This is a genomic window from Priestia sp. FSL H7-0729, assembly GCF_038005685.1.
Taxonomy (GTDB): domain Bacteria; phylum Bacillota; class Bacilli; order Paenibacillales; family Paenibacillaceae; genus Paenibacillus.
The window spans coordinates 23,025-49,449 of sequence record NZ_JBBOTQ010000023.1 but is presented as its reverse complement, the minus strand read 5'-3'; the positions used below and the strand labels follow the sequence as shown (position 1 = coordinate 49,449).

Sequence of the window (26,425 nt, the reverse complement as noted above, 5' to 3'; positions counted from 1 at the left end):
TGATTCAAGCCAAGGCTTGTTTCCAACTTTCGCGTTCATTCTGCAAGCAGAATGTTTACTCACTCGTTGTTCAGTTTTCAAAGATCAAACTCGTTTTTTCGTCACCATTCTCTCTCAGCGGCGACTTTTATAATATATCACACTTCGTTTGTTTTGGTCAAGTGTTTTTTTGAAATTCTTTTTCGAAGCTCGTTGTGAACTTCTTCATTTCATCTAAAGCATCTTACCAAGCAAGCAAAGCAACGAGATATAATGTACCATATAAATATCCTCGGAGTCAACTATCCAAACAAAGAAATTTTCAACCCCAACAATAGCCCCACACCTGGCAATCCCAAAACAGTTACAGTCCCTATCGTTGCAGGGTTCAGCGGGATGTAGGTTCCTGTAATCCAGCCGGAATAATTCACGATATATATCCCCACTGCAGCAAGCACCAGATGAATTCCAAATGAAGTGAAAACCGACAGCCCTATCCGCTTTCTGAATAAAACAACGATAAGTCCCAGTAACGATACAACCAATACACTCCCCAGTATAATACTCTTCATATGCTACACCTCCATGTTTAATGTAAACTCGACTCTACATACTAAGCCCTCGCTGTGATTCAATATCATCATTAGCTACGGCTCGCTTCGCTCTTCTCAAGTGGATCTGGTATTTCCGCTCTGCTGCCTCCAATACATAAATAGCATAATCAATCTCATCCTGCCCCTGTGCATCTTCAAACTGTCTCATAGCTCGTTCCCACTCCTGCTTAGCCATCTGAATATCTGCATAAATCTGACCCTCCTCAAGCTCCTTCAATATTCTGTTGTGTTTCTCTATCGATTTCCGTGTATTTCGCCATAAAAACATAAACTCTTCCCCCTTCTGATCAGCACAGCATATTCTCATACTTATCAGGGAAAGGACAAACTTAGAACTCGGGCATTCAATTTCTTCACAAAAAAAGAGAGCCCTAGGGCTCTCTTTGCACATTGAAACGTATTTAGCATCCGAAGTTTCCAAGGAAGTGCACTGCGTAATACAAATTGATTACACTAACGCATCTCCCTGCGCCCTTCCAACGCTTTGGAAAGGGTCACTTCATCCGCATACTCAAGATCGCCCCCTACAGGCAATCCATGCGCAATCCGGGTCACACTGATCTCAAAGGGACGGACCAAGCGGGAGATGTACATTGCTGTAGCCTCACCCTCAATATTGGGATTTGTCGCCAAGATGATCTCTTTTATACGTTCATCACTTAATCGAATCAGGAGTTCCTTCAAACGAATATCGTCCGGGCCAATTCCCTCCATAGGTGAAATCGCACCCTGTAACACATGATAGTATCCATCGAACTCCTTGGTGCGCTCCATGGCCACCAGATCTTTCGAATCCTGAACTACACAGATTACAGAGACATCCCTGGACTTATCCTGACAGATACGACACGGGTCCGTATCGGTGATATTACAACACACAGAACAGTAATGAAGATTACGCTTCACACTTACGAGTGCTTTGGCAAAATCAATAACGTCATCTTCCTTCATGTTAAGCACATGAAAAGCTAAACGCGCTGCCGTCTTGGGACCTACACCCGGCAATCGGGTGAAGGCATCAATCAGCTTGGCTATTGGTTCGGGATAATACAATCGATTGTGTCTCCTTTGACAGGATCAATTTTTTAATTAAAACAATCCCGGAATATTCATGCCGCCTGTGAACTTGCCCATATCCTTGTTGGCAATCTCATCGGCTTTGGCCATTGCATCATTAACAGCTGTCATAACGAGATCCTGCAACATTTCAACATCTTCCGGATCTACCGCTTCAGGTTTGATCGTGATCGCAAGCAATTTCTTGTGTCCGTTAACTTCAGCCGTCACTACACCGCCACCGGATGTACCTTGGACTGTTTTGTCCGCCAGTTCCTCTTGTGCTTTCAGCATTTGCTCCTGCATTTTCTTCACTTGTTTCATCATTTGGTTCATGTTGTTCATAATTGTTCATCTCCTTTGTTATGGTTATCGCGCAATGCGCATTATTCTTTGATCACTACAAGGTCCTCACCAAAGAGCTGGATGGCTTCATCAATCCAAGGCTGCTTGTTGCTTGAACCGCCGTCTTCATGCTCAGGTTCAAGCTTAAAGTCCTCCTTTGGCGTTTCAGAAGCTCCCTCCGTCGCTCCGGTCCAATCTTTGAGCATCATCGTCACCAATCGTGCAGGACGCCCAAGCTGTTCGGACAATACCCGCTCAATGACTTCGCGGTTCGCCTGCTTCTCCGTTGTTTCACGGTGAATGTTGTTTTTGAAGGCAACCAATACATTGTCTTCAAGCAAGGATACCGGCTCACCATCTACAAACCAAGCGTGAACGGTAACCCGCTCTTCTTTCACTCGTTGCAAAATCTGACTCCATTTTTTGCTGATCTCTGCGAACTCAGGAGCACCTTTGCGCGCAACATACTGATCCAACTGTGCAGGAAGCTTCGCAGGTGAGTTACCTCTCGATACAGGGGCTCGTGTTGCTGGACGCGATGGAGCGCTTGATACACCTTCCCCGCCAGGCAATCCACTCTTGAGTGCACGATCCAACTTCTTCTCCAATTCAGCAAGTTGCTGCTTCAAACGGTTGATCTCTCCCCCATCCGCAGGTGCTGCATGAACTGAAGCCCCTACCTGAACTGAGGCCTCACCTTGAGCTGGAATACTGCACAGTTTAAGCAACGCAACTTCAAATAATGTCTGTGGCTGTACTGCATATTTCATTTCACTTTGGTACCGATTAAGGGTGTCAATCATGTGGAACAGTTGCTCCCTGGTGAATGACTCCGCCATATCACGAAAAGATTCAGGATTAAGCACCCGGTCCGTCAGTTTGTCTGCATCAGGTACCATCTTAATCATAAGCAAATCACGGAAATAATACAGCAGATTCTCCATGCACTTGTCTGCACTCTTTCCTTCATGCATGAAACCTTCAATCATCTGCAGAATATGACCCACATCACCCTTGAGCAGCGAAGCAGCCAGCGCAGCAAATTGCTCTGAAGCAATTCCACCCGTCATGTCCATGACCTGCTGGTACGTTACTCGCCCATCCGTATATGAAGAGATCTGATCCAGCACACTAAGTGCATCCCTCATTCCACCGTCCGATAAACGGGCAATGTATTGGAGCGCATCCTGGTCAGCTTCCATGCCTTCCTGTTCACAGATCAGCGTAAGTCTTGCTGTCTGCTCTTCCAGGGAAACCCGGCGAAAATCAAATCGCTGACAGCGCGATATAATGGTAGCCGGAAGGCGGTGTGGTTCCGTTGTTGCCAAAATAAACATCACATGTGGCGGCGGCTCTTCCAATGTTTTGAGCAAAGCATTGAATGCCTCCGTCGTCAGCATGTGCACTTCATCAATAATATAGACTTTCTGCCGGACTTCGGTTGGCGCATATTTAACCTTTTCCCGAAGATCACGGATTTCTTCAACGCCCCGGTTGGATGCAGCGTCAATCTCCTGCACATCCATCACAGCGCCAGTCGTAATCCTCCGGCAAGCTTCACACTCGTTACAAGGTTCAGGCGCAGGCCCACGTTCGCAGTTCACAGCTTTGGCCAAAATCTTGGCGGCACTTGTCTTCCCCGTTCCTCTGGGCCCGCTAAATAAGTAGGCATGGGAAGTCCGCTGTTCACGAATCGCGTTCTGCAAGGTCTGAATAATATGCTGTTGCCCCACCATATCTTGAAACGACTGGGGACGCCAAGCCCGGTATAACGCGATATGCTCCATGATGCGTTACCTTCCTTCCACTTCGCATTCGAGTCCTTTGTCGTTCCCCCATTATACTATATTCCAGGGTGAATCCAAACTTTATCTGACTCATTCATGCGTGGTTTTTTAAGACATATCAAAAAGACCTCTGCATACATACGACTGCAAAGGTCTCTACATTTAAATGGTAAGCCGTGCACCTGCTATCGATATTCGCGATCCAAGTGGCACCCCTGAACAATAGCTCGGGCTAGGCAACCCTCCGGCACAAGAGTGATCTCACTTATGGCTGCTTCCTTCCGGACCTGACCAGGTTCATGAGTACTCATTGCGGAGGACCCAACCGTCAACACCACGTTCAGGGACCAAACCTCACATCGACAAAACCTCTAGCAGGAATTCAACCTCGCTATAGCGGATTGCGAGTTACAGGGCACCGCTACCTCCCCATCTAGCACGGTAAGAAATAGTATAACGTAAGGTTATCCAAATTGCAACCAGAAGGAGCGGGAGACAATTATGCAGGCATGAAGCATATAAAAACCCCTGCCAGATCAGCAGGGGTGTGTTGGATGCAAATTAGCAGACAACTCCCAAGAATTGTCCTATTAGATTCCGTATTTTTTCTTGAAACGATCAACACGGCCGCCAGCATCGATAAACTTCTGTTTACCTGTGAAGAACGGGTGGCACGCGGAGCAAATCTCTACACGAAGTCCGTCTTTAACCGAACCTGTCTCAAAAGTATTCCCGCAAGCGCAAGATACTTGACCAATCGTGTAATTAGGATGAATTGCTTCTTTCATTACCTTTCACCTCTTTCCGCCCTGAGCCTCAAGCGGACCCAGAGTAAATGGCACAACTCTGAGATTATAACACGGCCTTGTGCCCGTTGCAATCCATTATTGTTAAGAGGTAATCAACCGTTTAGGACGTGCCATTCCAGCTGGCGGAACATGGGTATACGATCCGATCACAACATCAGGCAACTCGTCTTCAAAGATCTCAATCATCTGCTTCATACCCAAGATATCACCCTGAGCTGGAGGGATTAATTCCAGATAGCTCTCCGGGTCAATATTGAGATTACGCATCTGAATCAAGCGCAGATCGGTTCTTCTCGCAAACTCAATCATCGCCTCAATCTCTTCTTCACGATCTGTTACGCCAGGGAAGATCAAATAGTTAATGGAGGTGTATACACCCTGCTGCGCTGCGTATTTCATCGACTTTTCAACATTGGCTAAGGTATAACCACGCGGTTTATAGTAGGCATTATAGTGGTCATCCAGTGCGCTGATTGTACTTACACGCATCAGATCCAAACCAGCATCCACAATACCTCTAATGTGATCATTCAGACCGGCATTGGTATTAATGTTGATATACCCCATATCCGTTACGGAACGCACTTCGCGAATCGCTTCAATAATCAGTTTGGCCTGCGTGGAAGGCTCCCCTTCACAACCTTGTCCAAAGCTAATGATGGACTCCGGTGTCTTCAGGTGTTCCAGCATAACCTCCACAATCTCATCCACACGTGGTCGGAAGTTCATACGTGTCTGCGGGGAAACAAAGCCGCTATCATCCGGTTGCTCGGAGATGCACCCGAAACAACCCGCATTACAAGAATAGGATACCGGCACTCCACCTTCCCAACGATTCAGGAATGTGTTCGAAGATGTTAGACATTCATATCCAAGCGCACAGTTGGATAGATGGGTGTAAAGACGGTTCTCCGGGTATTGCTCTGTCAACCGCTTAACCCCGGAACGCACATCGTCACGATTACAGTTGAGCGGGTTCCATTGGTCAGGACTATCTGACTTCGCAGCCGTGACATAGAAACCGCCATCTTTCCAGACTACTGCGGAATAACCGAACAACGGCAACTTATACTCCTTATCTGTCTTCACATAACCAGGGAGACACAAACGAGTGAATCCCTGTGGAAGCAACGCGCCTACAGCCTGTGTGTCCGTTGGCATTGGCAGCATCTCACCGGTATCCGGGTCCATACCAATGGGACGGGTGCTTGGGAGTCCAACCAATGTTGCACCTTCTGGCAAAGGAATTAACTCATCTTCCATAATCTCAACGATCATATCTCCACTGCGGGCAAGCCCGTACAGGGATGGGTGATCAAATACATTACCTTTTTCATCTGCGTATACTAAATACATGATGTTCTCCTCACATCTAATGGGTTAAACCTAACGACGAGTGTATTGTACCATTTACAGCAATGCTGTAAAAAGAAATTGATTAGTCAAACGACACTTAAGTCGATGTACCTGACGTAGCTGTCTGTCTAGGTGTGCGACGGGTTGTTGTTGTCCCCGAATTGCTTGTTGGGGTATTACCAGCCGAATCAAATGCTGCCAAAAACTCTGCATTCGTTTTGCTGTTACGAAGTTTCTTCAGGAAACCTTCAACAAAGTCATGGGAGTCATTCATATTCTTGCGAATCGCCCAAATTGTATCCAGTTCTTCTTTGCTGAGCAGCACTTCTTCACGACGCGTACCAGAGCGACGAATGTCGATCGCAGGGAAAATACGACGTTCTGCCAGTTTGCGGTCCAAATGAAGCTCCATATTTCCTGTACCTTTAAACTCCTCATAAATGACATCATCCATACGTGATCCGGTATCAATTAATGCCGTTGCCAGGATCGTCAAGCTTCCGCCTTCTTCCACATTCCGGGCAGAACCGAAGAAACGTTTCGGACGATGGAACGCAGCTGGATCAATACCACCACTAAGTGTACGACCGGATGGTGGAATAACCAGGTTATACGCACGGGCAAGACGCGTAATACTATCCAACAGGATAACAACATCCTTTTTAGCCTCAACGAGACGAAGCGCACGCTCAAGTACCAATTCCGCCACCTTGATATGATTCTCAGGCAGTTCATCAAATGTCGAAGCCACAACTTCCCCTTTAACAGAACGCGACATATCCGTTACTTCCTCTGGACGTTCATCAATCAACAGGACAAATAGTTCAATTTCAGGATTGTTAGTTGAGATGCTGTTGGCAATTTCTTTGAGGAGAAGCGTTTTACCCGCTTTGGGAGGTGCTACAATCAATCCGCGCTGTCCCAATCCTACCGGGGCGAGCACATCCATAATTCGTGTGGACAAATGGTTGGGGGATGTTTCGAGAACCAGTTTTTTCTGCGGATACAGTGGGGTTAGTGCCGGGAAGTGAAGTCGCTCTGCAGCCGCCGATGGATTCTCACCATTCACAGCGTTGACTTGCAACAAACCGAAGTATCTCTCGTTTTCCTTAGGTGTTCTACACTTACCTGATACGAGGTCACCTGTTCTTAGGTCAAACTTGCGAATCTGAGAAGCTGAGATATAGATGTCTTCCGTACTTGGCAAGTAGTTAATCGGCCGTAGAAATCCGTAACCTTCAGGTAGAATTTCGAGCACGCCTTGCATGAACATCAGTCCACTCTGTTCAGCTTGTGCGCGTAGTATGGCAAAGATTAATTCTTTCTTTTTTAACGTACCATAGTAAGGTATCTGATATTTTTTGGCCAGTTTGTAAAGGTCCGTTAGTTTCATTTCTTCCAAATCGGAAATTTGTAGATCCATATAATAACCACCTATTCAATTAATAAGTCCGTGTGATGGATAGTTTCGCTAGATGTTCCGGCTATAGAGTGCAGCGTCTGCCACAATCTCTTCTGTCCATTGTACGGAATGTAACCGTTATAATGCAAATACTTGTCTTAGAGTGTAAGTTTTCCGGGTGGGATGGCCAACATTCGGCAAGATCCGCTATTGAGTGAACGATGCAATGAGGCGATCAATCCGGATAGACCGGCTATGGAGCGCAGTTCAAACAAAACCGGGGTTTGGGGATGAGAAATGATGTTCTTACAGCCATATGAAGTTTAATTCAAAAAAAGACCCTCCGGTAAAGGAAACAGGAACATTTCGTCTTATGCCGGAGAGACTGAGAACTCTATTAAAACAGGTTTGCCTAATCATCGAAAAGATATGCAGTTCAGTTAAAATAAACATGTGTATAACTGAATCCTGCATCATGCTTCCTGTTAATCCGTTTCCCGCCACACATCTGCACCGAGCAGGCGCAGATTAGTTACTAGATGATCATAACCACGGTCGATATATTCGACCCCGGTTACTTCAGTCACACCTTCACTGACGGTGAGACCTGCTATCACCAGCGCTGCTCCAGCGCGAAGATCGGATGCTTTTACTTTGGCCGCGTTTAAGGCACTGCCTTCAATAATCGCTGACCGTCCTTCTACTCGAATCTTTGCGCCCATCCGTACCAACTCAGGCACATGCTTGAACCGATTGCTGTATACAAAGTCGCTCAGGACACTTACACCAGTTGCCTGTGTTAAAACGCTGGTCATTGGTGACTGTAGATCCGTCGGAAAACCAGGATACACAAGTGCCTTCACGTCGACATGATTATAGCTCGGTTTGCCAATAACACGTATACTTTCATCCAATTCTTCAATACCAACACCCATCTCCAACAGCTTTGCCGTTAAAGCTTCCAGGTGTTTCGGAATCACATTGTCAATCAGAACATCTCCGCGCGTCGCCGCTGCAGCGATCATATACGTACCCGCTTGGATACGGTCCGGAATGATGGAATGACGGCAGCCTTTCAGCTCCGAGACCCCTTCAATACGGATTGTTTCGGTACCTGCACCCTTGATGCTGGCACCCATGGAATTCAGAAGTGTTGCTACATCTATAATCTCAGGCTCTTTAGCCGCGTTTTCGATAATTGTAGAGCCTTTGGCACGAGTAGCCGCCAGCATGATATTAATGGTTGCGCCGACACTGCTTACATCAAGATATATTTTTGCTCCGCGCAGCTCTTTGGCATGCAAATGAATGGAGCCATGTTCGTTCGTTACGGTTGCGCCAAGCGCTTCAAATCCTTTGATATGTTGATCAATTGGACGAGGCTCAAAATTACAGCCCCCTGGTAAACCTATCGTTGCTTCTTTAAAACGTCCCAGTAATGCACCCATCATATAATACGAAGCGCGAAGCTTCTTCACTGGACCATTCGGCATAGGAATGGATTTGATATCAGAAGGGTCAATTTTCATCTGACTGCCTTCCCAAGTCACACGTGCTCCGAGTTCCTCCAAAATTTCTGCATAAACCGCCACGTCACTCAAAAGCGGCAGGTTGTCCAACACGACTTCTGACTCGGCAAGCAATGCTGCAGGAATAAGCGCAATGGCGCTGTTCTTGGCGCCGCTTATAGTTACAGTTCCCTGTAACGGACGTCCGCCACTAATCATCAATTTTTCCATAAAGCTTAATGTCCCCCTACGTGTTTTGCAGCCGATGAACGGCAATACGTGCTGATGGCTTCCGATGTAGAAATAAGGTGTGAAAATGGAAAGACACCGGCTAGGCGGTGTTTTTCCATTTCACAGTATGGAACTGGTAAAGATAAATTACGCTTTGTTGTTGGAACCAAACTCGCGGATTTTACCTTTAACGGTTTCTTTGATTGCATCACGGCCTGGTACGATGAACGTACGTGGATCGTAAGCATCTGGTTTAGCTGCAAGCACTTCACGAACCACTTTGGAGAAAGCAATTTGGTTCTCTGTGTTTACGTTGATTTTGGATGTACCCAGGGAAATGGCTTTGTCGATGTCGTGTTTAGGAATACCTGTACCACCGTGCAATACGAGTGGAACTTGTACCGCGTCACGAACTTCTTCCATTTCTTTGAAGCCCAGGTTAGGCTCGCCATGGTAAGGACCGTGTACAGAACCAAGAGCAGGTGCCAATGTGTCGATACCTGTTTCTTTAACGATACGGATACATTCGTTCAGGTCAGCGTACATGATTCCGCCGATAACGTCGTCTTCTTGTCCGCCTACAGTACCTACTTCAGCTTCTACAGAAACGCCTTTAGCGTGTGCATATTCAACAACTTTTTTAGTCATTTCGATGTTCTCATCGATAGAGTGGTGGGAACCGTCGATCATTACGGATGTAAATCCAGCATCGATCGCTTCTTTACACTTGTCGAAGCTTGAACCGTGGTCCAGGTGAATAGCAACTGGTACGGAGATTTTCATGTCGTGAATGAGTCCTTCTACCATTTTAACTACAGTGTAGAAGCCGCCCATGTGACGCGCTGCGCCTTCGGATACACCCAGGATTACTGGGGATTTCTCTTCTTCAGCAGCACCAAGAATCGCTTGAGTCCACTCAAGGTTATTGATGTTGTATTGACCAACTGCATATTTTCCTTCAAGTGCTTTGTTCAACATGTCTGTCATAGATACTAATGGCATGGTTTCAATCCTCCTAGGGGTTTGGGTTGTGTCTATGGTTTTTAGCCGAAATCACATACGGGCTTATTATACCACATCCCATGTCAAATACTAAACAAGCATTTGCAAAAATGCTGTGCTTTGCAGCACAGTTTTCATAGACACCGCTTTATAACTTCCCCATTTCCAATATTCCCCGGATGAAGGAGTGAAATACCCCATTCTCCCACCAAGCACCTTCTATGTTCTCCACACGCAAAAAAATCCTGTATCAACAGGATTCAGCTGCATTTATTGGCAGTACCATTGCGAAGTTGCATATTCACAGCCACTCGCATCTCGTCGATATCAAACGGTTTCGTAAAGTGCATGAGGGCTCCGAGATCCGTGGCTTCCTTAATCATGTCCAGTTCACCATAAGCAGTCATCATGATCACCTTGATACCCGGATCAATTTCTTTAATATGCTTTAGAATTTCCAGACCGTCCATTCCTGGAATCTTCATATCGAGCAATACCAGGTCAGGCTTGTCATTATTCACAATCTCCAGAGCAACCTTGCCGTTGGGTGCTTGAAACGTGTTATACCCTTCACTGCTGAACACTTCCATTAACAGGATTCGAATTCCATTCTGGTCATCAACAATCAAAACTTTTTTATCTTCCACTCTGTAACCTCCTAGAATTAGGAAAGCATGTACGTCTTCGAATCTGGATAACTATCCCATAGTCGTCATGATAAGTATTCTACCTCTTCCATTAAAATCCTGCTACCTTTACAAAATGACAAAAAGCATTTCCACCTGTTTTTTACGCAAAAAAAGAGATGTTCCGGCATCCGCTACGGCTGCCATGAACATCCCCAATATCTATTACGTTAACACTAAAACTTTATTATTTTTGTGCATTCTCCAATGAAGCTTTCACGAATTCACGGAACAATGGTTGCGGACGGTTCGGACGGGAAGTGAATTCCGGATGGAATTGTACCGCCAAGAACCAAGGGTGTCCAGGAAGTTCCACGATCTCAACCAGACGTCCATCCGGGGATGTGCCCGAGATAACCAGTCCTGCTTTTTCGATCGTTTCACGGTATTCGTTGTTGAACTCATACCGGTGACGGTGTCTCTCATACACCAGCTCGTCATCATAACAAGCCATTGCCAAAGAACCTTCCTGAAGCTTACAAGGATACAGACCCAGACGCATCGTACCACCCAAATTTTCAATATCTTTTTGCTCAGGCAACAGATCAATCACCGGGAATTCGGTAGCCGGATTAATCTCGGAGCTGTTCGCACCATTCAAACCAACGATGGAACGTGCATATTCGATAACAGAAACCTGCATACCCAGGCAAATACCGAAGAACGGAATTTGTTTCTCACGTGCATAACGGATTGCCGATACTTTACCTTCAATACCCCGATCTCCGAAGCCACCAGGAACAAGGATACCGCCAATACCATGTAACAGGTCGCCTACATTTTCATCGGTAATATCTTCCGAAGGAACCCAGCGAATTTTGACATCGGCATTGGATGCAAATCCTGCGTGAGACAACGACTCAACAACACTCAGGTATGCATCATGCAGCGCTACATATTTACCAACAATAGCGATCTCAACCGTATGCTCCAGCTTGTTGATCCGGTTAACCAACCCTTCCCACTCGCTCATATCCGGTGCAGGAGTAGTCAGTTTCAGGTGATTTACCACGATCTCATCCAAGCCTTCTTCACGCAGGTTCAAAGGCACTTGATACAAGGTGTCTGCATCGCGACATTCAACCACGGCATTCTCATCAATGTCGCAGAAGAGAGCGATCTTGGCTTTCATGTCATCAGACAATTTATACTCCGTACGACATACAATCACATTCGGTTGAATACCGATGCTGCGGAGTTCCTTAACACTATGCTGCGTTGGTTTTGTTTTCACTTCACCAGCTGCTTTGATATAAGGAATAAGTGTTACGTGGATGTACATCACATTGTCGCGGCCTACATCACTCTTGATCTGACGAATGGCTTCCAGGAAAGGCAAACTCTCGATGTCGCCCACTGTTCCACCAATTTCCGTAATAACCACATCCGAACCCGCTTCACGTCCAGCGCGGAATACACGCTCTTTGATCTCGTTCGTAATGTGTGGAATAACTTGTACCGTTCCGCCCAGATATTCCCCGCGTCGCTCTTTGCTGATGACGGAAGAGTATACTTTACCAGTCGTGACGTTGCTGTTTTTGGAGAGGTTGATATCAATAAAACGTTCATAGTGGCCAAGGTCCAGATCCGTTTCCGCGCCATCATCCGTTACAAAAACCTCGCCGTGCTGATACGGACTCATCGTCCCCGGGTCGATGTTGATATATGGATCAAATTTTTGGATCGTTACTTTAAGCCCTCTGTTTTTCAGCAATCTGCCCAGCGAAGCAGCTGTAATCCCTTTGCCCAGGGAGGACACAACTCCGCCTGTCACGAAAATATACTTTGTCACTGTTATTACCCTCCTAATATAAGTACAGAAATTCAGGCGATATATGGTGTTATCGTAACCTGTTTCCCAGGTAATCATCGTTAAAAAGAGCAATGGCAGAAATTCCCTGCATCTGCGAACTGCTCTTTCTGCGAAGACGGTTTGAATACACGTTGTTCTACAGCAAAAAATGGTGCAAATATTCCGGTAGCCTTCATTTCATTCCGTGTTTTTGATATACAAAAACGGGCCACGAAATGTTGGCCGGGAGCATACGGAAAACAATCATTTTGCAAAATTATGCCTCTAAAAATACAAAAAAAAGTACTCCCGCAGGACGGGGCACCTTCTATAAAAAACATAAATATATTGTCGCTCATTCATAAGCCCATGCAATAGTTTACCCGTTACCCCGTCCGCTGTCAAGGCTGACTATTCCGGGGAAACGGGTAAATTATAGACGTCAAAAATGACTACCGATTATCAGAATCGTCGTCAAATTCATCCTCGTTTTCGGACTCTTCTTCGTCTTCTTCGAGGTCTTCATCTTCCAGATCGTCATCTTCGACCAGCACTTCTTCTTCGCTGTCTTCTTCATCAAAGATGTCGTCTTCGTCTTCATCTTCTTCGTCTTCATCTTCGTCTTTATCCGCGCTGTCGAAGTCTTCATCGCTGTTATAGCTATCTTCTTCTTCACCGAAGTCTTCATCTTCCAGATCATCATCTTCATCGTTGATGATACGCGGACGCTTCGCACCCGTCATGGAATCTTCTGTTCCAGCTACCGGATACCAGCGTTTTAAGCCCCAAAGACTTGTACCGACGCAAGCAAAACGACCATCGATATTAATCTCGGTATATAGCTGGGCGATAAACTCGTTGATTTCTTCATCAGTCATTCCGCGCTGCTTCGCTACCTCATTCATCAAGTCACGATAGTAATACGGCGTATTAGCCGCTTTCAGCACCATAAAGGCAAGGTCCACCAAAGGGATCTCTCTTACCTTTTCTTTATCAATTTTCAAATTGAGCGAGGTACTCACTGCAGACACTTCCTCTCACACAAAATTCACTTTTTAACCCCTACGAACTGGACTGTTACGTATAACATATCCATTAACAAACCTAAGTAAAACCTATTTAGCGTTAAAAAGCAAGTTTTTATGTACGGATGTGACGCAAATGCGGAAAGCAGCTCCAATCCGTCCAATATATTCAACGCGATGTGACATTAAACTCATACGTAGCCTTCATTACCAAAGAGACATCTCCATATTAAAAAAGACGGAGTCCCCTCCGCCTTCTGACTGTATACCCTTGAAGGATTGCTCCTCACCAGGTTCCCCGCAAGAGCCCTCTAGCTCTCCATCCATCATATGTCCCTGCGCCCGTTTTGACACGAAGAGAATGTGTTTTTGTAAAAAAAGGGCAAGTTCCCCATGCGGCGGGATGAGCGCATTCATAGAATACCTCAGCATGTTCATCCCGAAGGGGGCTGCCCATTATGGACTATACTGGTTTATTGCATCAATTGATTGACGGAATGCGCCGCCCTGAACCAGAGCAGGGAGGGCGATATTTGATCCGATTTGCCAAACCGCAGCAATACGAAGCCTGTCTCGTGGAGTTATCCCGGATGCGAAATGAATTTACCGACCTCGAGACCGTCCGCTCCTCGCGACTAGCCCGTTCCATTATCGCTACAGTGCAACGCCCAGAGGACTTATACCGCTATGGGGATGAGATTACGATTGAAGAAGACATACCCATCTCCCTTCATGCCACCGCACTCCACAGCAGACCGAGCAATGCCCAAGGCATACCCTGGGGAGTGAAGCAGATCCGGGCACCCAAAGTATGGTCTGTGTCTACCGGACACCGGATTAAAATCGGTGTAATTGATACAGGTGCTGATTACCATCATCCTGATCTTCGATATTCCCTGGCACGCGGCATTAATCTGTTAAACCGCAGCCTGCTACCACATGATGACAACGGACACGGCACCCACATTGCAGGAACGATCGCCGCAGCCAACAGCACCGCCGGCATGATTGGTGTAGCTCCACGCTCTCTGATCTATCCCGTGAAGGCATTTGACCACAACGGATCGGCTTATGTATCCGACATTGTGCTTGGCATAGACTGGTGTGTACGCAACAAGGTCGATATCATCAATATGAGCTTTGGCATGAAAACACGCAGCAAGGCGCTTCTTGACGTTGTCAACCGTGCGTACCATGCCGGAATCGTCATTGTTGCTTCATCTGGAAATGATGGCAAACGCCGTAGTATTGATTATCCAGCACGTTATCCCCAGACCATTTCTGTTGGAGCAACCGACAAAAACAGACGTATTGCGTCCTTCAGCAATCGCGGTGCATACGTGGATGTCTATGCGCCTGGCGATAAGATCGTCTCCTCCTGGATACAAGGCAAGCATAACGAGATGAGCGGCACCTCCATGGCGACCTCCCATGTGAGTGGCGCTATCGCTTTGCTACTTTCAAAACATCCAGGGTTATCCCCCAGCGAAATCAAGACACTCGTGAAACGTGCTACAATCCCTTTGCGTGCCCGCAAAACCACCACTGCAAAAAGCAAGGTACGCGGCGGTGAGATTGACGCCCTGCGGCTAATGCAGGAAGGCGGGGAGTAAGACGCCCTCTTGCTCTGTGTCGCTGTAGGCAGGACTCCCTTAAACTTGATGCTTGGTGAATCCTATTAACCCAGCCCCGGGAAACACAACAAAAAAGTCTCCATATACCACGTTGATGACGCAACGTGGGCATGGAGACTTTTTACTTTGGGCAGAGCGGCGATATGCCGCGAGCCTGAGTTACATTTTGTCCGGAGCGGTTACGCCTACCAGACGAAGCGCCGTTGCGATAACGGTACGCACAGCACCGATCAGTGCCAGACGTGCCTGAGTTTGCTGCGCGTCTTCCGTAATGACACGTTCTGCACGATAGTAGCTGTGGAACAAGGATGCCAGCTCGTATACATAACGGATGATACGATGAGGCGCATACCCTGTTGCCGCTGCCGCGATTTCTTCAGGCAGCTCTCCCATTTTGCGAAGAAGGTCATATTCGTGCTCTGTTGTCAGCTTGGACAGGTCGATCTGTGCCAGTGGCAGCAGTTCAATACCTTGTTCTTCAGCCTGACGATACACACTGCACACGCGCGCATGTGCGTATTGCACGTAGAACACCGGATTTTCATTGGATGTCGAAATCGCCAGGTCCATGTCAAAGTCCAGATGGGAGTCCATACTGCGCATCGTGAAGAAATAACGGATGGCATCAATGCCCACTTCATCCATTAAGTCTTCCATCGTTACCGCCTTACCCGTACGTTTGGACATTTTTACTTTCTCGCCGTTTTGGAACAAGCTAACCATCTGTGCAATCAAGACCACCAATTTTTCAGGGTCATTGCCCAGTGCTTGCATTGCAGCTTTCATCCGTGGAATATATCCGTGGTGATCCGCACCCCAGATGTTGATCATCGTGTCGTATCCACGAGCATATTTATCACGGTGATAAGCAATATCTGGCGTCAGGTAAGTATACGTGCCATCGTTCTTGATCAACACACGTTCTTTGTCATCACCGTATTGCATCGTTTTCAGCCAAGTTGCTCCATCTTGCTCATAGATCTCATCGCGGTCGCGCAATTCATCAAGTACTCGCAAAACTTCTCCGTTGTCATACAGGGAGGTTTCGCTGAACCAGATATCAAAGTTAACACGGAAGCGATTCAAGTCACGTTTGATCTTGTCCAGTTCCTTCTCCAGTCCAAAGTCACGGAAATAAGCTGCACGGTCACCCGGATGCATGGACAACAATTCATCGCCCTTTTCAGCAACGAGTTGCTTGGCAAATCCTTTAATATCCTCACCGTGATAACCGTCTTCAGGCATCTCAGCATCCTGACCCAGCTCTTGCAGATAACGAGCTTCAATGGAACGAGCCAGATTAAACACCTGATTACCTGCATCATTGATGTAGTATTCACGGGTTACTTCATATCCAGCATAGTCAAGGATGTTACACAGAGCATCACCTACAGCTGCTCCACGGGCATGACCCAGATGCAGACTGCCTGTTGGGTTGGCACTGACGAACTCCATCTCGACTTTGCGTCCTTCTCCGATGCTAATTCTTCCGTAGTCTTTGCCCTGCTCCTGCACAAGCGCAAGTACTGGATAAAGGTAACTCTTGTCCAACTTAAAGTTAATGAATCCTGGACCGGCAATCTCAGCCTTCTCAATTCCGGCTTCAGCCAGATTCAGATTAGCAATGATCTCTTCAGCAATCTGACGCGGATTACGCTTGGCAATCTTGGTCAGCTGCATGGCAGCATTGGTAGCCAAGTCTCCGTGTGTCTTCTCACGGGGTACTTCCAATGTGATGGCTGGCAATTCTTCCTGCGTAACAATTCCGGCCGCCACAATGGCGTTGCCGATGGCCGTGCTTACCCGTTCGTTAATCGTATCTAGTGGATTACGTGTCATGAAATTGGTTCCTCCTGTATATGCAAACTAATCGCGAAATGTCCGGATTCTTCATCAAAGCGGTAAAAGTCGTAGCTCCACGCTGCGCGTGCGCTCAATCCCTGAATGGAAAGTTCCAGCTTCTGTGTATGCGTGGACAAGGCAAACGACATGTATGGTGATCGGTAGAAACCAGGAAGCTTCCGATTCAATTCAAAAGTCTGCTCCGATTCCACTTCACCATGACGTATAATCTTGATGGATTGTCCGCCCAGCTTCAATGTGGTACGAGTTGTGCCTCCCTCGGGCCCAACCTGCGGTTCTTCATAACGAACATAAAGAACAGACCCTTTCAACACGGCTTCACCCTGCATTTCCTGCAGCACATCTTCACCTTCATAACGGCTGTGCAGCCGGATGTGTACCGGTCGCATGTTCGACATGAATGTTAACCTCCATTATATTCGAGGCGACGCAAAATCAGGCACGGCCGGTGAGAAAAGCCCTTCCCGTATTGTTGTGTCGCTATACGCGCTCATATTCCCGGATAGCTCGCTATCCTACACTCTACTGTATAACTATATCCAGTTCCCTCGCTCAATTCAAATCCAAATTCAGAGTTTTTTCCTGATCAAGCCAAAAAAGAAGAGTCACACCTGTACAGTGCAACTCCCTTTTGCTTCATTATAATAAATTTCATTCATCCGATCAGGCCCATTGTGATTCATAAGGAAACGGACATGTCGACTCGCTCAGCTTCGCTCGCACCTGTACGAGACAGCCACAGTGCCGACAGGTTGTGCCATATTGCAATCCCGGACAGGCAGAGCAGATGGATAGCCGCCGCTCATATTCTTCATCCTGTACCGTCGGACGCGAGCGTGAAGCAATCTCAACAAGCCTGGCCATTTTGGCATCGCTAATCTTTACATCATACTGATCATTGCAACCTTTGCAAGGTTCCTGCCTTTTCATCATTAACCCTCTATAGCGATAACTCCAACGGATGCTGGAGGAAGAACAAAACGCAAAGTGTTATTCTCCAGTGTGAGTCCTTCCCACGCCACAGGCTGAACATGATTCGGCTGTTCAAAGGTATTGAATGCACCAAAATCAGTATGGTGTAGAATCTGGCCGTATACTTTAGCCGCTTGAGTTGCGTCCAGCTGACACACGACTTCCAATTCATCGATGTGGCTCAGATTACAAGCTGTCACATGAATGGCCCCATCCTTGTTGCGGGAGGCTGATAAGCTAAGCTGCGGAATGGTGTCTTCTCCGAAAGTATATCCAGGGCTTTCATAATTCAGATCCAGTCGCTGCGCATCCATATGCACCTGATACATATCAAACACATGATACGTCGGAGTCAGAAGCATTTTGTCCCCTTCCGTGAGCACAAGCGATTGCAGCACGTTCACGATCTGAGCCAAGTTGGCCATCTGTACCCGTTTGTTATGCTGATTGAAAATGTTAAGGTTCACCGCTGCAAGAACTGCATCCCGCATCGTATTTTGCTGGTAGAGAAAGCCCGGATTGGTTCCCGGCTCAACGTTATACCACGTTCCCCACTCGTCTACAATGATACCAACCCTGCCATCTGGATCATATTTGTCCATAATTTCGGAGTGCTTCACAAGCAATTCATCCATAAACAGCGTTTTCTTCAACGTGGTAAACCATTCAGCCTCTCCAAAACCGGTAGCGTTCCCTTTGTCCTCCCACACACCAGTCGGAATCGTATAATAATGAAGGCTGATGCCATCCATGAATCGAGCTGCTTCTCGCATCAGCACTTCCATCCACTCATAGTTACTGTCGTTCGGGCCACATGCAATTTTATAAATCTCATTCCCGGAATAGTTACGTACGTATGTAGCATATCGGCGATATTCATCCGCATAATATTCAGGACGCATATTTCCGCCGCATCCCCAGTTCTCATTACCCACACCAAAATACTTCAGCTTCCACGGTTCCTCCCGGCCATTCTGTTTCCGCCAGTTCGCCATAGGAGACTCACCATCAAACGTAATGTATTCCACCCATTCCTGCATTTCCTGAACGGTTCCACTGCCAAGGTTGCCGCTGATATACGGCTCTGTGTTCAGCAACTCACACAATCTCAGGAATTCATGTGTACCAAAGTGGTTATTCTCCTCCACTCCGCCCCAATGCGTATTAATCATCCGTGCACGTTTGCTTTTAGGACCCACACCATCTTTCCAGTGATACTCATCGGCAAAACAACCGCCTGGCCAGCGGAGCACTGGAATATTAAGCTTCTGTAAGGCCGTCAATACATCATTTCGAATCCCATCCGTATTCGGAATAGGTGAATCTTCTCCTACCCACAGCCCCTCATAAATACAACGTCCCAAGTGTTCGGAAAAGTGACCGTATATATTGCGATTTATTAATCCTTGGTCTGAATCTGCCTTTAGAATAACATTAACCATGACTTCAACCTCCATATAATGTATTGTTATCGCTTACAATAACTTGTTTTAAAGCAGGTTTCAACCGTTTTTATTTCTACACAAACAAGCCCCTTCCCACATCATTAGCCAGGAAGAGACTTATTCATTATAGATATCCATGCAGAGACATACCAAATTGATTTTCATTCATTTCTAATTTGGATTTGCTCCTTTGTTATTTCAGATTAACAGGCTATTTAATCCTTTTCTGAGGGCAACAACATTTTTTGTGCCCATGTCGTTCCGCCATCTGTAGTCCGATAGATCGCAGGGGAGTTATCACTTGTTACAACGAGCCAACCTGTCTTGGCCGATGGGAAAGAAAGACGGGAACTGTACCCCGGATCGTTCAAGTCGACGTTTTTCCACGTGGAACCTGCATCATAAGAACGTCCAATCCCCACTTTGCCAGCTGCCGGTGAACCTGCAGATAGATAAGCCGTCTGATTGCCAATCAACGCCATGTTGCCAGGATGACCACCTGGGTTGGCTGGTCCGGTTCCTTTGCCCGTACTGTTTGTACCGGGTGCAGGCCCTCCCCCTGCTGTGGATTGCGCAAATACTTGGGTCCAGTTCTTGCCTTGGTTACCGCTCGCATAGAGGGAGTAAGATTGCTGGGACATGCCTGCATCACCATACAGAAGGGCCCACACTTGCTGTCCATGTGCATACAGATCCGCTCCGCTCCATGTGTCTGAGACAACTCGAAGAGAGGTTGTCCAGTTCTTGCCGCCATCACTTGTTTGCTTCAAATGATATCCCGATCCAGGTACAACCACGACGGCATACCCTTGTTTCTCTGTCGCAAAAACAGCTGCACGCGTGTTGGCAGGCGTATTCATTTTGCTCCAGGTTACCCCGCCATCCTTCGTCTGATATGCACCATTATAGGTGTAACCATACCCTACATCTTTATTGCGAAAATCGATTCGCTTGAATTGAATGCCGGGCGTGTCGAGCCGCGTCCAGTGCGATCCCCCATCATGGGTACGGATCAGATAGGTTGCAGGTGAATTTTTCACTTGTGCCAACGCAAATCCATTCACATTATTCGGAAAATCAAGCTGTGTGAATTGCCACTGCCCGGTATATATGGACTGCCACGTACATCCTGCATTCGAGGTGCCGATCAGGAAGCCTTCACCCCCAGCTCGTCCAGTCGTATCATTTAGAAAATCAATGTCAGTAAATTGCAATCGTTGCTCTTCCACACCACTACCTTTTTTCAGTATAGCAGAGAGTCCATGATCTCCCTTTCCACATGCCTGCGAGGATGCAGCGTTAGCGCCTGATAGCGTATGTATCGGTCCCATCCCCCAAGCCAGCGTTAACGATAATGCGAGTGCACCAATCCGTTTCCATGTCCTTGTACTCTTAGTTGTCATCGTAACACCTCCTTCTATGGTTTTACCCAAATTGTTTGGTTATAACGTAACAATCTGGTGCACTTGGATGACAATTTCGCAAGAAAAAAACCACCTTTACCCATGATTGGTATCATGCGGGCAGAGGTGGTTGATTACTAAACGTTGTGCACTCTAAGTTACATGGGGAATGTTCTTATACCAAGGATAACAAAACTGACACTTAAGAACAGGCATAAACTAAAGTATATTTTGTTGTATTTATATTCCCGAATACTATATGCAGCAAAAAGCATCGCGAGGCTAGCTAACATCAACGTGAAGTTAAGAAATACCGTCACTGCTAATACAAAATTGATGAAAAAAACTATAAAAACTATAGGAAACCATTTGGGATACATACTCAATTGAGATCGAATCACACGCATACATATTCACCTTCCTTTACTTCCATATTATACATAAGTGTGGTGATAGATTCATGGCAAGGCAAGATATCTGGATGTGCGAGCCTATACTGATACAAGCAATAAATGGTAGAGACATGGGAACATACGTGCTATAATTGATTTTATGGACTCTTGAATAACGGTGGATGTTTTCAGATCACGGCGCAGCTTCCCGAGAGGGGGTGACGTCGATGGTCAAACTTGTGGCGTTGCTTGATGTGATCCGATGGATTGCTGCGATCCTCAGTATTGTACTGAGCGGACGAAAGCTTTACCGTTGGTTACGCAAAAAGTTTCGTAGCAAGCGAAAACCCACCTCATAAGGTTTGCGGCCTGACGGTGGGTTTCGCTTGAATAAACGTATTTAATTCATGCACGCCGTGGCAGTCCACAGCCTTTCGGGTCCTAAGAGTCTTTGCCGTTGGCGCGGTGAAGACTCTTTTTTAGTATATGGTCGAACCCGACCACCATATACTTCACGAATGTAATATATCAATTCATATACTACTGAATACTTATGTAGTCAGTATAGCATAGCTCTGCATAGAAGTTAAATTAAGTTAACTTCGTAATTTCGTTTGGCAGAATCGTTTCAGCTCGATTATCCAGTCCGTTCATTAAGCTGGAATAGTTGAGTCAGGCAGATAACATGAACGATAAAAAAACGCCCTCCCCTGCGCAAATTTGAGTCGGCGCAGACAGAGAGCGTTATGAGTATCGATTATTCTGTAATTACTTCACGAATCCAAGCAGCATTTCACGGATCAGCTTCGCAGCTACAATCTGTGTCTGTTGTGTCGGATCATAGATTGGTGCCACTTCAACCAAGTCACAGCCAACTACATTTACATCAGATCCCGCGATCATGTGAATGGCTTCCAGCAATTCCTTGGACGTAATACCGCCTGCTTCTGCCGTACCTGTTCCAGGTGCTGCTGAAGGATCAAGCACATCGATATCGATGGTCACATACACCGGACGGTTGCCCATCTTCGGAAGAGCTTCCTTCATCGGAGCTGCCACTTCGAATGGATAGAAGTTGATGTTCTCGCGACCATACTGGAACTCCTCACGTGAACCGGAACGGATACCGAACTGATAGATGTTTTGGCCCCCCATCAACTCCGCTGCTTTACGCACTGGCGTGGAGTGGGACAACGGCTCGCCTTCATAGTTTTCACGAAGGTCTGCGTGTGCATCAATATGAATCAGGATCAGATCCGGGTATTTCTTGTACATTTGTTGGATGACTGGCCAAGTAACCAGATGCTCGCCACCGAGACCAACCGGGAATTTGTCGTCAGCCAATAGACTGCCGATATACTCATGAATCACATCAAGGCTGCGTCCAGCATTACCGAAAGGCAATAGCAGGTCTCCAGCGTCAAAGTACGTCATGTCTACAATACTTTTGTCGAGATATGGGCTGTACTCTTCAAGTCCAACCGATGCTTGACGGATATGAGATGGGCCGAAACGGGAACCCGGGCGGAAACTGACGGTGTAGTCCATCGGCATACCATAGATAACTGCTTTCGAGTTCTCATAATCCTCAGAGCTGCAAATAAATACGTTTCCTGAATAAGCTTGATCCAGTTTCATTAATGATTTCCCCTTTATTTCGTTAAATCTTCCACGAATTTAGGAAGTACAAATGCTGCTTTGTGCAGACGCGGAGAGTAATACTTGGTATCCATCTCCGGGATTTGAGTCTCATCCACCTCGAGCGGGTCATGTTTCTTGCTACCCATGGTGAATGTCCACAAACCACTTGGATAGGTTGGAATATTACAGCCGTACACATGTACGATCGGGAAGATTTCTTTGACGTCTTTGTTCACCTTCTGGATCAGATCCGCCTTGAACCAAGGGTTGTCCGTCTGAGCAACGAAGATTCCGTCTTCTTTAAGTGCTTCGTAGATGCCTTGGTAGAACCCACGCTCAAACAATGGCGCAGCCGGGCCTACAGGCTCCGTGGAGTCTACGATAATCACATCGTATTCATTTTTATGTTCAATAATATGCATATAGCCGTCGTTAACGAGAACTTCAACATTAGGCTCGTCCAACTTGCCGGCGATTTCAGGCAAATATTTTTTGGAGTATTCAATGACTTTACCGTCGATCTCGACGAGAACTGCTTTTTCTACAGCAGCATGCTTGATCACTTCACGAATGACTCCGCCATCGCCGCCACCAACAACCAGAACTTTTTTCGGATTCGGGTGAGTGTTCAGCGCAGGATGTGCCGCCATTTCGTGATATACGAATTCGTCTTTTACGGTCGTCATCACCATGCCATCAAGAAGCAACATGTTACCGAATTCTTCGGTCTCTACCATGGCCAAATCTTGAAAATCCGTTTTCTCTGTAACATAGGTCTGCTTAATCTTCGCGGTGATCCCGAATACCGGGGTCTGTTTCTCCGTAAACCACAATTCCATAATCTCTACCTTCTTTCCGTAAAGTTAATGATCAGCCATACCCGACCAAGCGCCGTGCACTATAATCGGTTCGCCCAAGCACGTCCAGCGTTCGGCGACATATCGCGTTATGATTGCCGGCCTGCGGGAAAGGTACGCGGTTCACTTCATTATATAGATTAAATTGACCAGAGCGTGCAGAGCGTCTGACTAATCAATGAATCAATGACCACTCGTCTGTTCGTCCTTACGCGCTTTAGTATCTTGTGCCGAATCTTACCTTTTCATTACCCTTTTGCATTATACGCGATTGACGTTTATACTGCAAAACGGTTTTTCCGATGAAAATGCTACATTTTGTTTGCTTATGCACCCCATTGAATATCCCTGCCAATGAAGTCCCATACTGGAAGAAAAGAGAGGAGCCCGTTCCATGACCAAACCAAATCAAAAGACCCGCAAACGCGGGTTCCGTGTACGTAAATTGTTTAAAAACCTGTCTCTGCTCGCCGTGCTCGCTATGCTTGCCACCGCTGCAGGATTGGTGTACCTATACGCAACAAGCCTGCCTCTTGCAGACTCTGACCGGAATTCCAGATTACTGGACAGTCAGGGTGAAGTCATCGCTACCTTCTCCGCAGGTGGCAAAGACTCTGTTCCCGTTCAACTGGAGGATATCGCTCCAGATCTGGTCAATGCCACTCTGGCTGTAGAGGACCGCAAATTCTATAATCACTACGGGTTCGATGTGCAAGGGATGGGACGGGCTGTGCTCGTTAACCTCGAACATATGCAGATGTCGCAGGGTGCGAGTACATTGACTCAACAGCTGGCGCGTAACCTGTATCTATCTCATGAGAAAACATGGACTCGCAAAGCCAAGGAAGCCATGTACACGGCTCAATTGGAGATGAAATACAGCAAGGATGAAATTTTGCAGATGTATCTGAATGAAATCTATTATGGACATGGTGCATACGGAATCGAAGCAGCTTCACGAATGTATTTTGGCAAATCAGCCAAACAGCTGGATCTCGCAGAGAGCGCTATGCTGGCAGGAATCCCAAAAGGACCAACCTACTATTCACCCTATAACCATATGAAAAACGCCAAAGACCGACAGAAGATTGTGCTGAATGCTATGGCTGATATCGGCAAGATCACCCAGACCGAAGCGGATAAAGCTTATGAAAAAATGCTAACATTCAAACCCGAAAGTGAACGTAAAACGGTGGAAAGTGCCCCGTATTTCCGCGACTATATCCGTAATCTGGCCATCAAAGAACTGGGAATCAGTGAAGCGATGCTGGATCATGGGGGATTGAATATCTACACCACCCTGGATCTGCGTGTACAAAAAGCAGCTGAAGACGCCATAGCGAAGGGTATGGATGCCAAAAGTGAGCTGGAGACAGCTCTGGTGTCCATCGACCCTCGGACAGGCTACATTAAAGCCATGGTGGGCGGCAAGAATTACCGCACCAATCAGATTAACCATGTACTGGCGACAACACGCCAGCCAGGTTCGGCGTTTAAACCCATTATGTATCTGGCAGCCCTGGAGTCCAAGCAGCTTACCAGTGCATCCATATTTAACAGTGAACCTACCCTATTCCACTACGACAATGACCGCAAAACTTATAAACCCGGCAATTTCGGAGACAAGTATCTGGGTGAAATTGATCTTAGGCAGGCGATCGCCGCTTCAGACAATATCTATGCGGTGAACACCATTATGCAGATCGGTCCTGAGCAAGTTGTAAGTATGGCGAAAAACCTCGGCATTACAAGCAACCTGAGCGCCGTGCCCTCTCTTGCACTGGGAACTTCACCTGTAAGCCCGCTGGAGATGGCGTCAGCCTTTTCCGTCATTGCTGCTGGTGGACAACGGACACCACCTGTGGCCATTCTGCAAGTGACAGATGCAGCAGGACGTGTACTCTATGAATCGCCTCAAACCAAGGCTGAGACCGTGGTGGAACCTGCGGCGGCTTATGTACTAACTCGTTTGATGGAAAGTGTGTTCGAAAATGGGGGAACGGGTAACCGGGTATCTAAGGCGATCAAACGTCCGGTAGCCGGAAAGACAGGGACGACCAATACGGATGCCTGGCTCGTTGGATTCACACCAGAGCTCTCTACCGCCGTATGGGTTGGGTACGACCAAGGCAAAGCCATCTCAACTTCCGATGGCCGCCGGGCTGCACCGATCTTTGCCCAGTTCACAGAGCAAGCACTTGCGAGTGTACCACCCAAAATTTTCACCGTGCCTGATCATGTCGTAAGTGTCTATATCGACCCGGAATCCGGCAAGCTGGCCGGCAACGGTTGTGAAGAGAAACGTCTGGAAGTTTTTATTGATGGCACTGAACCGACAGAGGTATGCCATGGGACAACGAATGATTCGGATTCTGGTGAAGATGAGAAAGCCCGTCAGGTACAGAATCAGCAAGGCATACAGGAAGAAAAACATTCCTGGTGGGGTGATTTCAAACGTTGGTGGGTAGAATGACGCAAATGCGCAATGACTTAAATGCGTCACCTTATGACCACTACATCTACTGGGCATTTGGAAATTCACTGCGGATGAAAACTCATAATTATTCAGATCGATGAATATGGTTAGTGCACAAGCAAAAGACCCCAAACCGAACTTTCCGGTCAA

Annotated in this window: 23 protein-coding genes and 1 other RNA gene; 3 read left to right on the top strand and 21 right to left on the bottom strand. The window is 46.9% G+C overall.

Features of this window, described 5'->3' with window-relative positions:
- Positions 1-281: 281 nt before the first annotated feature.
- From MHH93_RS27235 to rpoE, 14 genes are all read right to left on the bottom strand, one after another.
- Complete coding sequence (locus tag MHH93_RS27235) at positions 282-551, bottom strand: pro-sigmaK processing inhibitor BofA family protein (RefSeq protein ID WP_440392529.1); 270 nt, start codon at positions 549-551, stop codon at positions 282-284.
- 34 nt (positions 552-585) lie between these two features.
- The gene (locus tag MHH93_RS27230; protein ID WP_500056582.1) at positions 586-861 is read right to left on the bottom strand and encodes a DUF2508 family protein; all 276 of its coding nucleotides are present in this window, start codon (positions 859-861) and stop codon (positions 586-588) included.
- A gap of 185 nt (positions 862-1,046) precedes the next feature.
- Complete coding sequence (gene recR / locus MHH93_RS27225) at positions 1,047-1,646, bottom strand: recombination mediator RecR (protein ID WP_062838113.1); 600 nt, start codon at positions 1,644-1,646, stop codon at positions 1,047-1,049.
- Between the two features lie 36 nt (positions 1,647-1,682).
- On the bottom strand, positions 1,683-1,994 hold the full coding sequence (locus tag MHH93_RS27220) for a YbaB/EbfC family nucleoid-associated protein (protein ID WP_036607248.1): 312 nt from the start codon (positions 1,992-1,994) through the stop codon (positions 1,683-1,685).
- A gap of 41 nt (positions 1,995-2,035) precedes the next feature.
- Positions 2,036-3,781 carry a DNA polymerase III subunit gamma/tau gene (dnaX, locus tag MHH93_RS27215; RefSeq protein WP_500056579.1) on the bottom strand — a complete coding sequence of 582 codons (1,746 nt, stop codon included), beginning with the start codon at positions 3,779-3,781 and terminating at the stop codon, positions 2,036-2,038.
- 174 nt (positions 3,782-3,955) lie between these two features.
- Positions 3,956-4,223, bottom strand: an RNA gene (gene ffs / locus MHH93_RS27210) — signal recognition particle sRNA large type.
- A gap of 148 nt (positions 4,224-4,371) precedes the next feature.
- The gene (gene rpmE / locus MHH93_RS27205; RefSeq protein ID WP_036607255.1) at positions 4,372-4,569 is read right to left on the bottom strand and encodes a 50S ribosomal protein L31; all 198 of its coding nucleotides are present in this window, start codon (positions 4,567-4,569) and stop codon (positions 4,372-4,374) included.
- A 102-nt stretch (positions 4,570-4,671) separates the two neighbouring features.
- Positions 4,672-5,946, bottom strand: a complete 1,275-nt coding sequence (locus MHH93_RS27200; protein ID WP_500056575.1) for a radical SAM family protein — start codon at positions 5,944-5,946, stop codon at positions 4,672-4,674.
- Positions 5,947-6,043: 97 nt separating this feature from the next.
- On the bottom strand, positions 6,044-7,369 hold the full coding sequence (gene rho / locus MHH93_RS27195) for a transcription termination factor Rho (protein WP_500056574.1): 1,326 nt from the start codon (positions 7,367-7,369) through the stop codon (positions 6,044-6,046).
- Between the two features lie 464 nt (positions 7,370-7,833).
- On the bottom strand, positions 7,834-9,087 hold the full coding sequence (gene murA, locus MHH93_RS27190; protein ID WP_017691290.1) for a UDP-N-acetylglucosamine 1-carboxyvinyltransferase: 1,254 nt from the start codon (positions 9,085-9,087) through the stop codon (positions 7,834-7,836).
- Between the two features lie 147 nt (positions 9,088-9,234).
- A complete protein-coding gene (gene fba / locus MHH93_RS27185; protein WP_091039193.1) occupies positions 9,235-10,089 on the bottom strand; it encodes a class II fructose-1,6-bisphosphate aldolase in 855 nt (284 codons plus the stop codon).
- A gap of 260 nt (positions 10,090-10,349) precedes the next feature.
- Positions 10,350-10,736 carry a response regulator gene (locus tag MHH93_RS27180; protein ID WP_017691292.1) on the bottom strand — a complete coding sequence of 129 codons (387 nt, stop codon included), beginning with the start codon at positions 10,734-10,736 and terminating at the stop codon, positions 10,350-10,352.
- A 226-nt stretch (positions 10,737-10,962) separates the two neighbouring features.
- Positions 10,963-12,567 (bottom strand): CTP synthase, encoded by a 1,605-nt coding sequence (gene pyrG / locus MHH93_RS27175; protein WP_500056572.1) that lies wholly within the window; start codon positions 12,565-12,567, stop codon positions 10,963-10,965.
- A gap of 452 nt (positions 12,568-13,019) precedes the next feature.
- Positions 13,020-13,589, bottom strand: a complete 570-nt coding sequence (rpoE, locus tag MHH93_RS27170; RefSeq protein ID WP_500056571.1) for a DNA-directed RNA polymerase subunit delta — start codon at positions 13,587-13,589, stop codon at positions 13,020-13,022.
- Positions 13,590-14,050: 461 nt separating this feature from the next.
- Between rpoE and MHH93_RS27165 the strand changes: the two genes are divergently transcribed.
- Positions 14,051-15,205, top strand: a complete 1,155-nt coding sequence (locus tag MHH93_RS27165) for a S8 family peptidase (RefSeq protein WP_500056570.1) — start codon at positions 14,051-14,053, stop codon at positions 15,203-15,205.
- Positions 15,206-15,385: 180 nt separating this feature from the next.
- Here MHH93_RS27165 and argS read toward each other — a convergent pair whose 3' ends face one another.
- The 5 genes from argS to MHH93_RS27140 all read right to left on the bottom strand — a co-directional run bounded on the left by argS (position 15,386) and on the right by MHH93_RS27140 (position 20,909).
- The gene (gene argS / locus MHH93_RS27160) at positions 15,386-17,065 is read right to left on the bottom strand and encodes an arginine--tRNA ligase (protein WP_500056569.1); all 1,680 of its coding nucleotides are present in this window, start codon (positions 17,063-17,065) and stop codon (positions 15,386-15,388) included.
- A complete protein-coding gene (locus MHH93_RS27155; protein WP_017691299.1) occupies positions 17,062-17,487 on the bottom strand; it encodes a YwiB family protein in 426 nt (141 codons plus the stop codon). Before MHH93_RS27155 ends, argS begins: the two co-directional genes overlap by 4 nt.
- Before the next feature lie 265 nt (positions 17,488-17,752).
- Complete coding sequence (locus MHH93_RS27150) at positions 17,753-18,022, bottom strand: DUF6171 family protein (protein WP_237178610.1); 270 nt, start codon at positions 18,020-18,022, stop codon at positions 17,753-17,755.
- On the bottom strand, positions 18,022-19,503 hold the full coding sequence (locus tag MHH93_RS27145; protein WP_500056567.1) for an alpha-N-arabinofuranosidase: 1,482 nt from the start codon (positions 19,501-19,503) through the stop codon (positions 18,022-18,024). The genes MHH93_RS27150 and MHH93_RS27145 overlap by 1 nt, the downstream gene beginning before the upstream one ends.
- A 218-nt stretch (positions 19,504-19,721) precedes the next feature.
- Positions 19,722-20,909: a WD40/YVTN/BNR-like repeat-containing protein gene (locus tag MHH93_RS27140; RefSeq protein WP_500056565.1), complete on the bottom strand. Its 1,188-nt coding sequence runs from the start codon at positions 20,907-20,909 to the stop codon at positions 19,722-19,724.
- Between the two features lie 619 nt (positions 20,910-21,528).
- Between MHH93_RS27140 and MHH93_RS27135 the strand changes: the two genes are divergently transcribed.
- Positions 21,529-21,660, top strand: coding sequence for a hypothetical protein (locus MHH93_RS27135; RefSeq protein ID WP_017691304.1), 132 nt, complete (start codon positions 21,529-21,531; stop codon positions 21,658-21,660).
- Between the two features lie 409 nt (positions 21,661-22,069).
- Here the strand turns inward: MHH93_RS27135 and speB are convergent, their stop codons facing one another.
- Entirely contained in the window at positions 22,070-22,939 is an 870-nt protein-coding gene (gene speB / locus MHH93_RS27130) for an agmatinase (protein WP_278297424.1), read from the bottom strand.
- A gap of 14 nt (positions 22,940-22,953) precedes the next feature.
- Complete coding sequence (gene speE, locus MHH93_RS27125) at positions 22,954-23,781, bottom strand: polyamine aminopropyltransferase (protein ID WP_017691306.1); 828 nt, start codon at positions 23,779-23,781, stop codon at positions 22,954-22,956.
- A 412-nt stretch (positions 23,782-24,193) separates the two neighbouring features.
- On the opposite strand from speE, the gene MHH93_RS27120 reads away from it, so the two are divergent.
- Positions 24,194-26,272: a transglycosylase domain-containing protein gene (locus MHH93_RS27120; RefSeq protein WP_500056561.1), complete on the top strand. Its 2,079-nt coding sequence runs from the start codon at positions 24,194-24,196 to the stop codon at positions 26,270-26,272.
- The last annotated feature ends 153 nt before the right edge of the window (positions 26,273-26,425 follow it).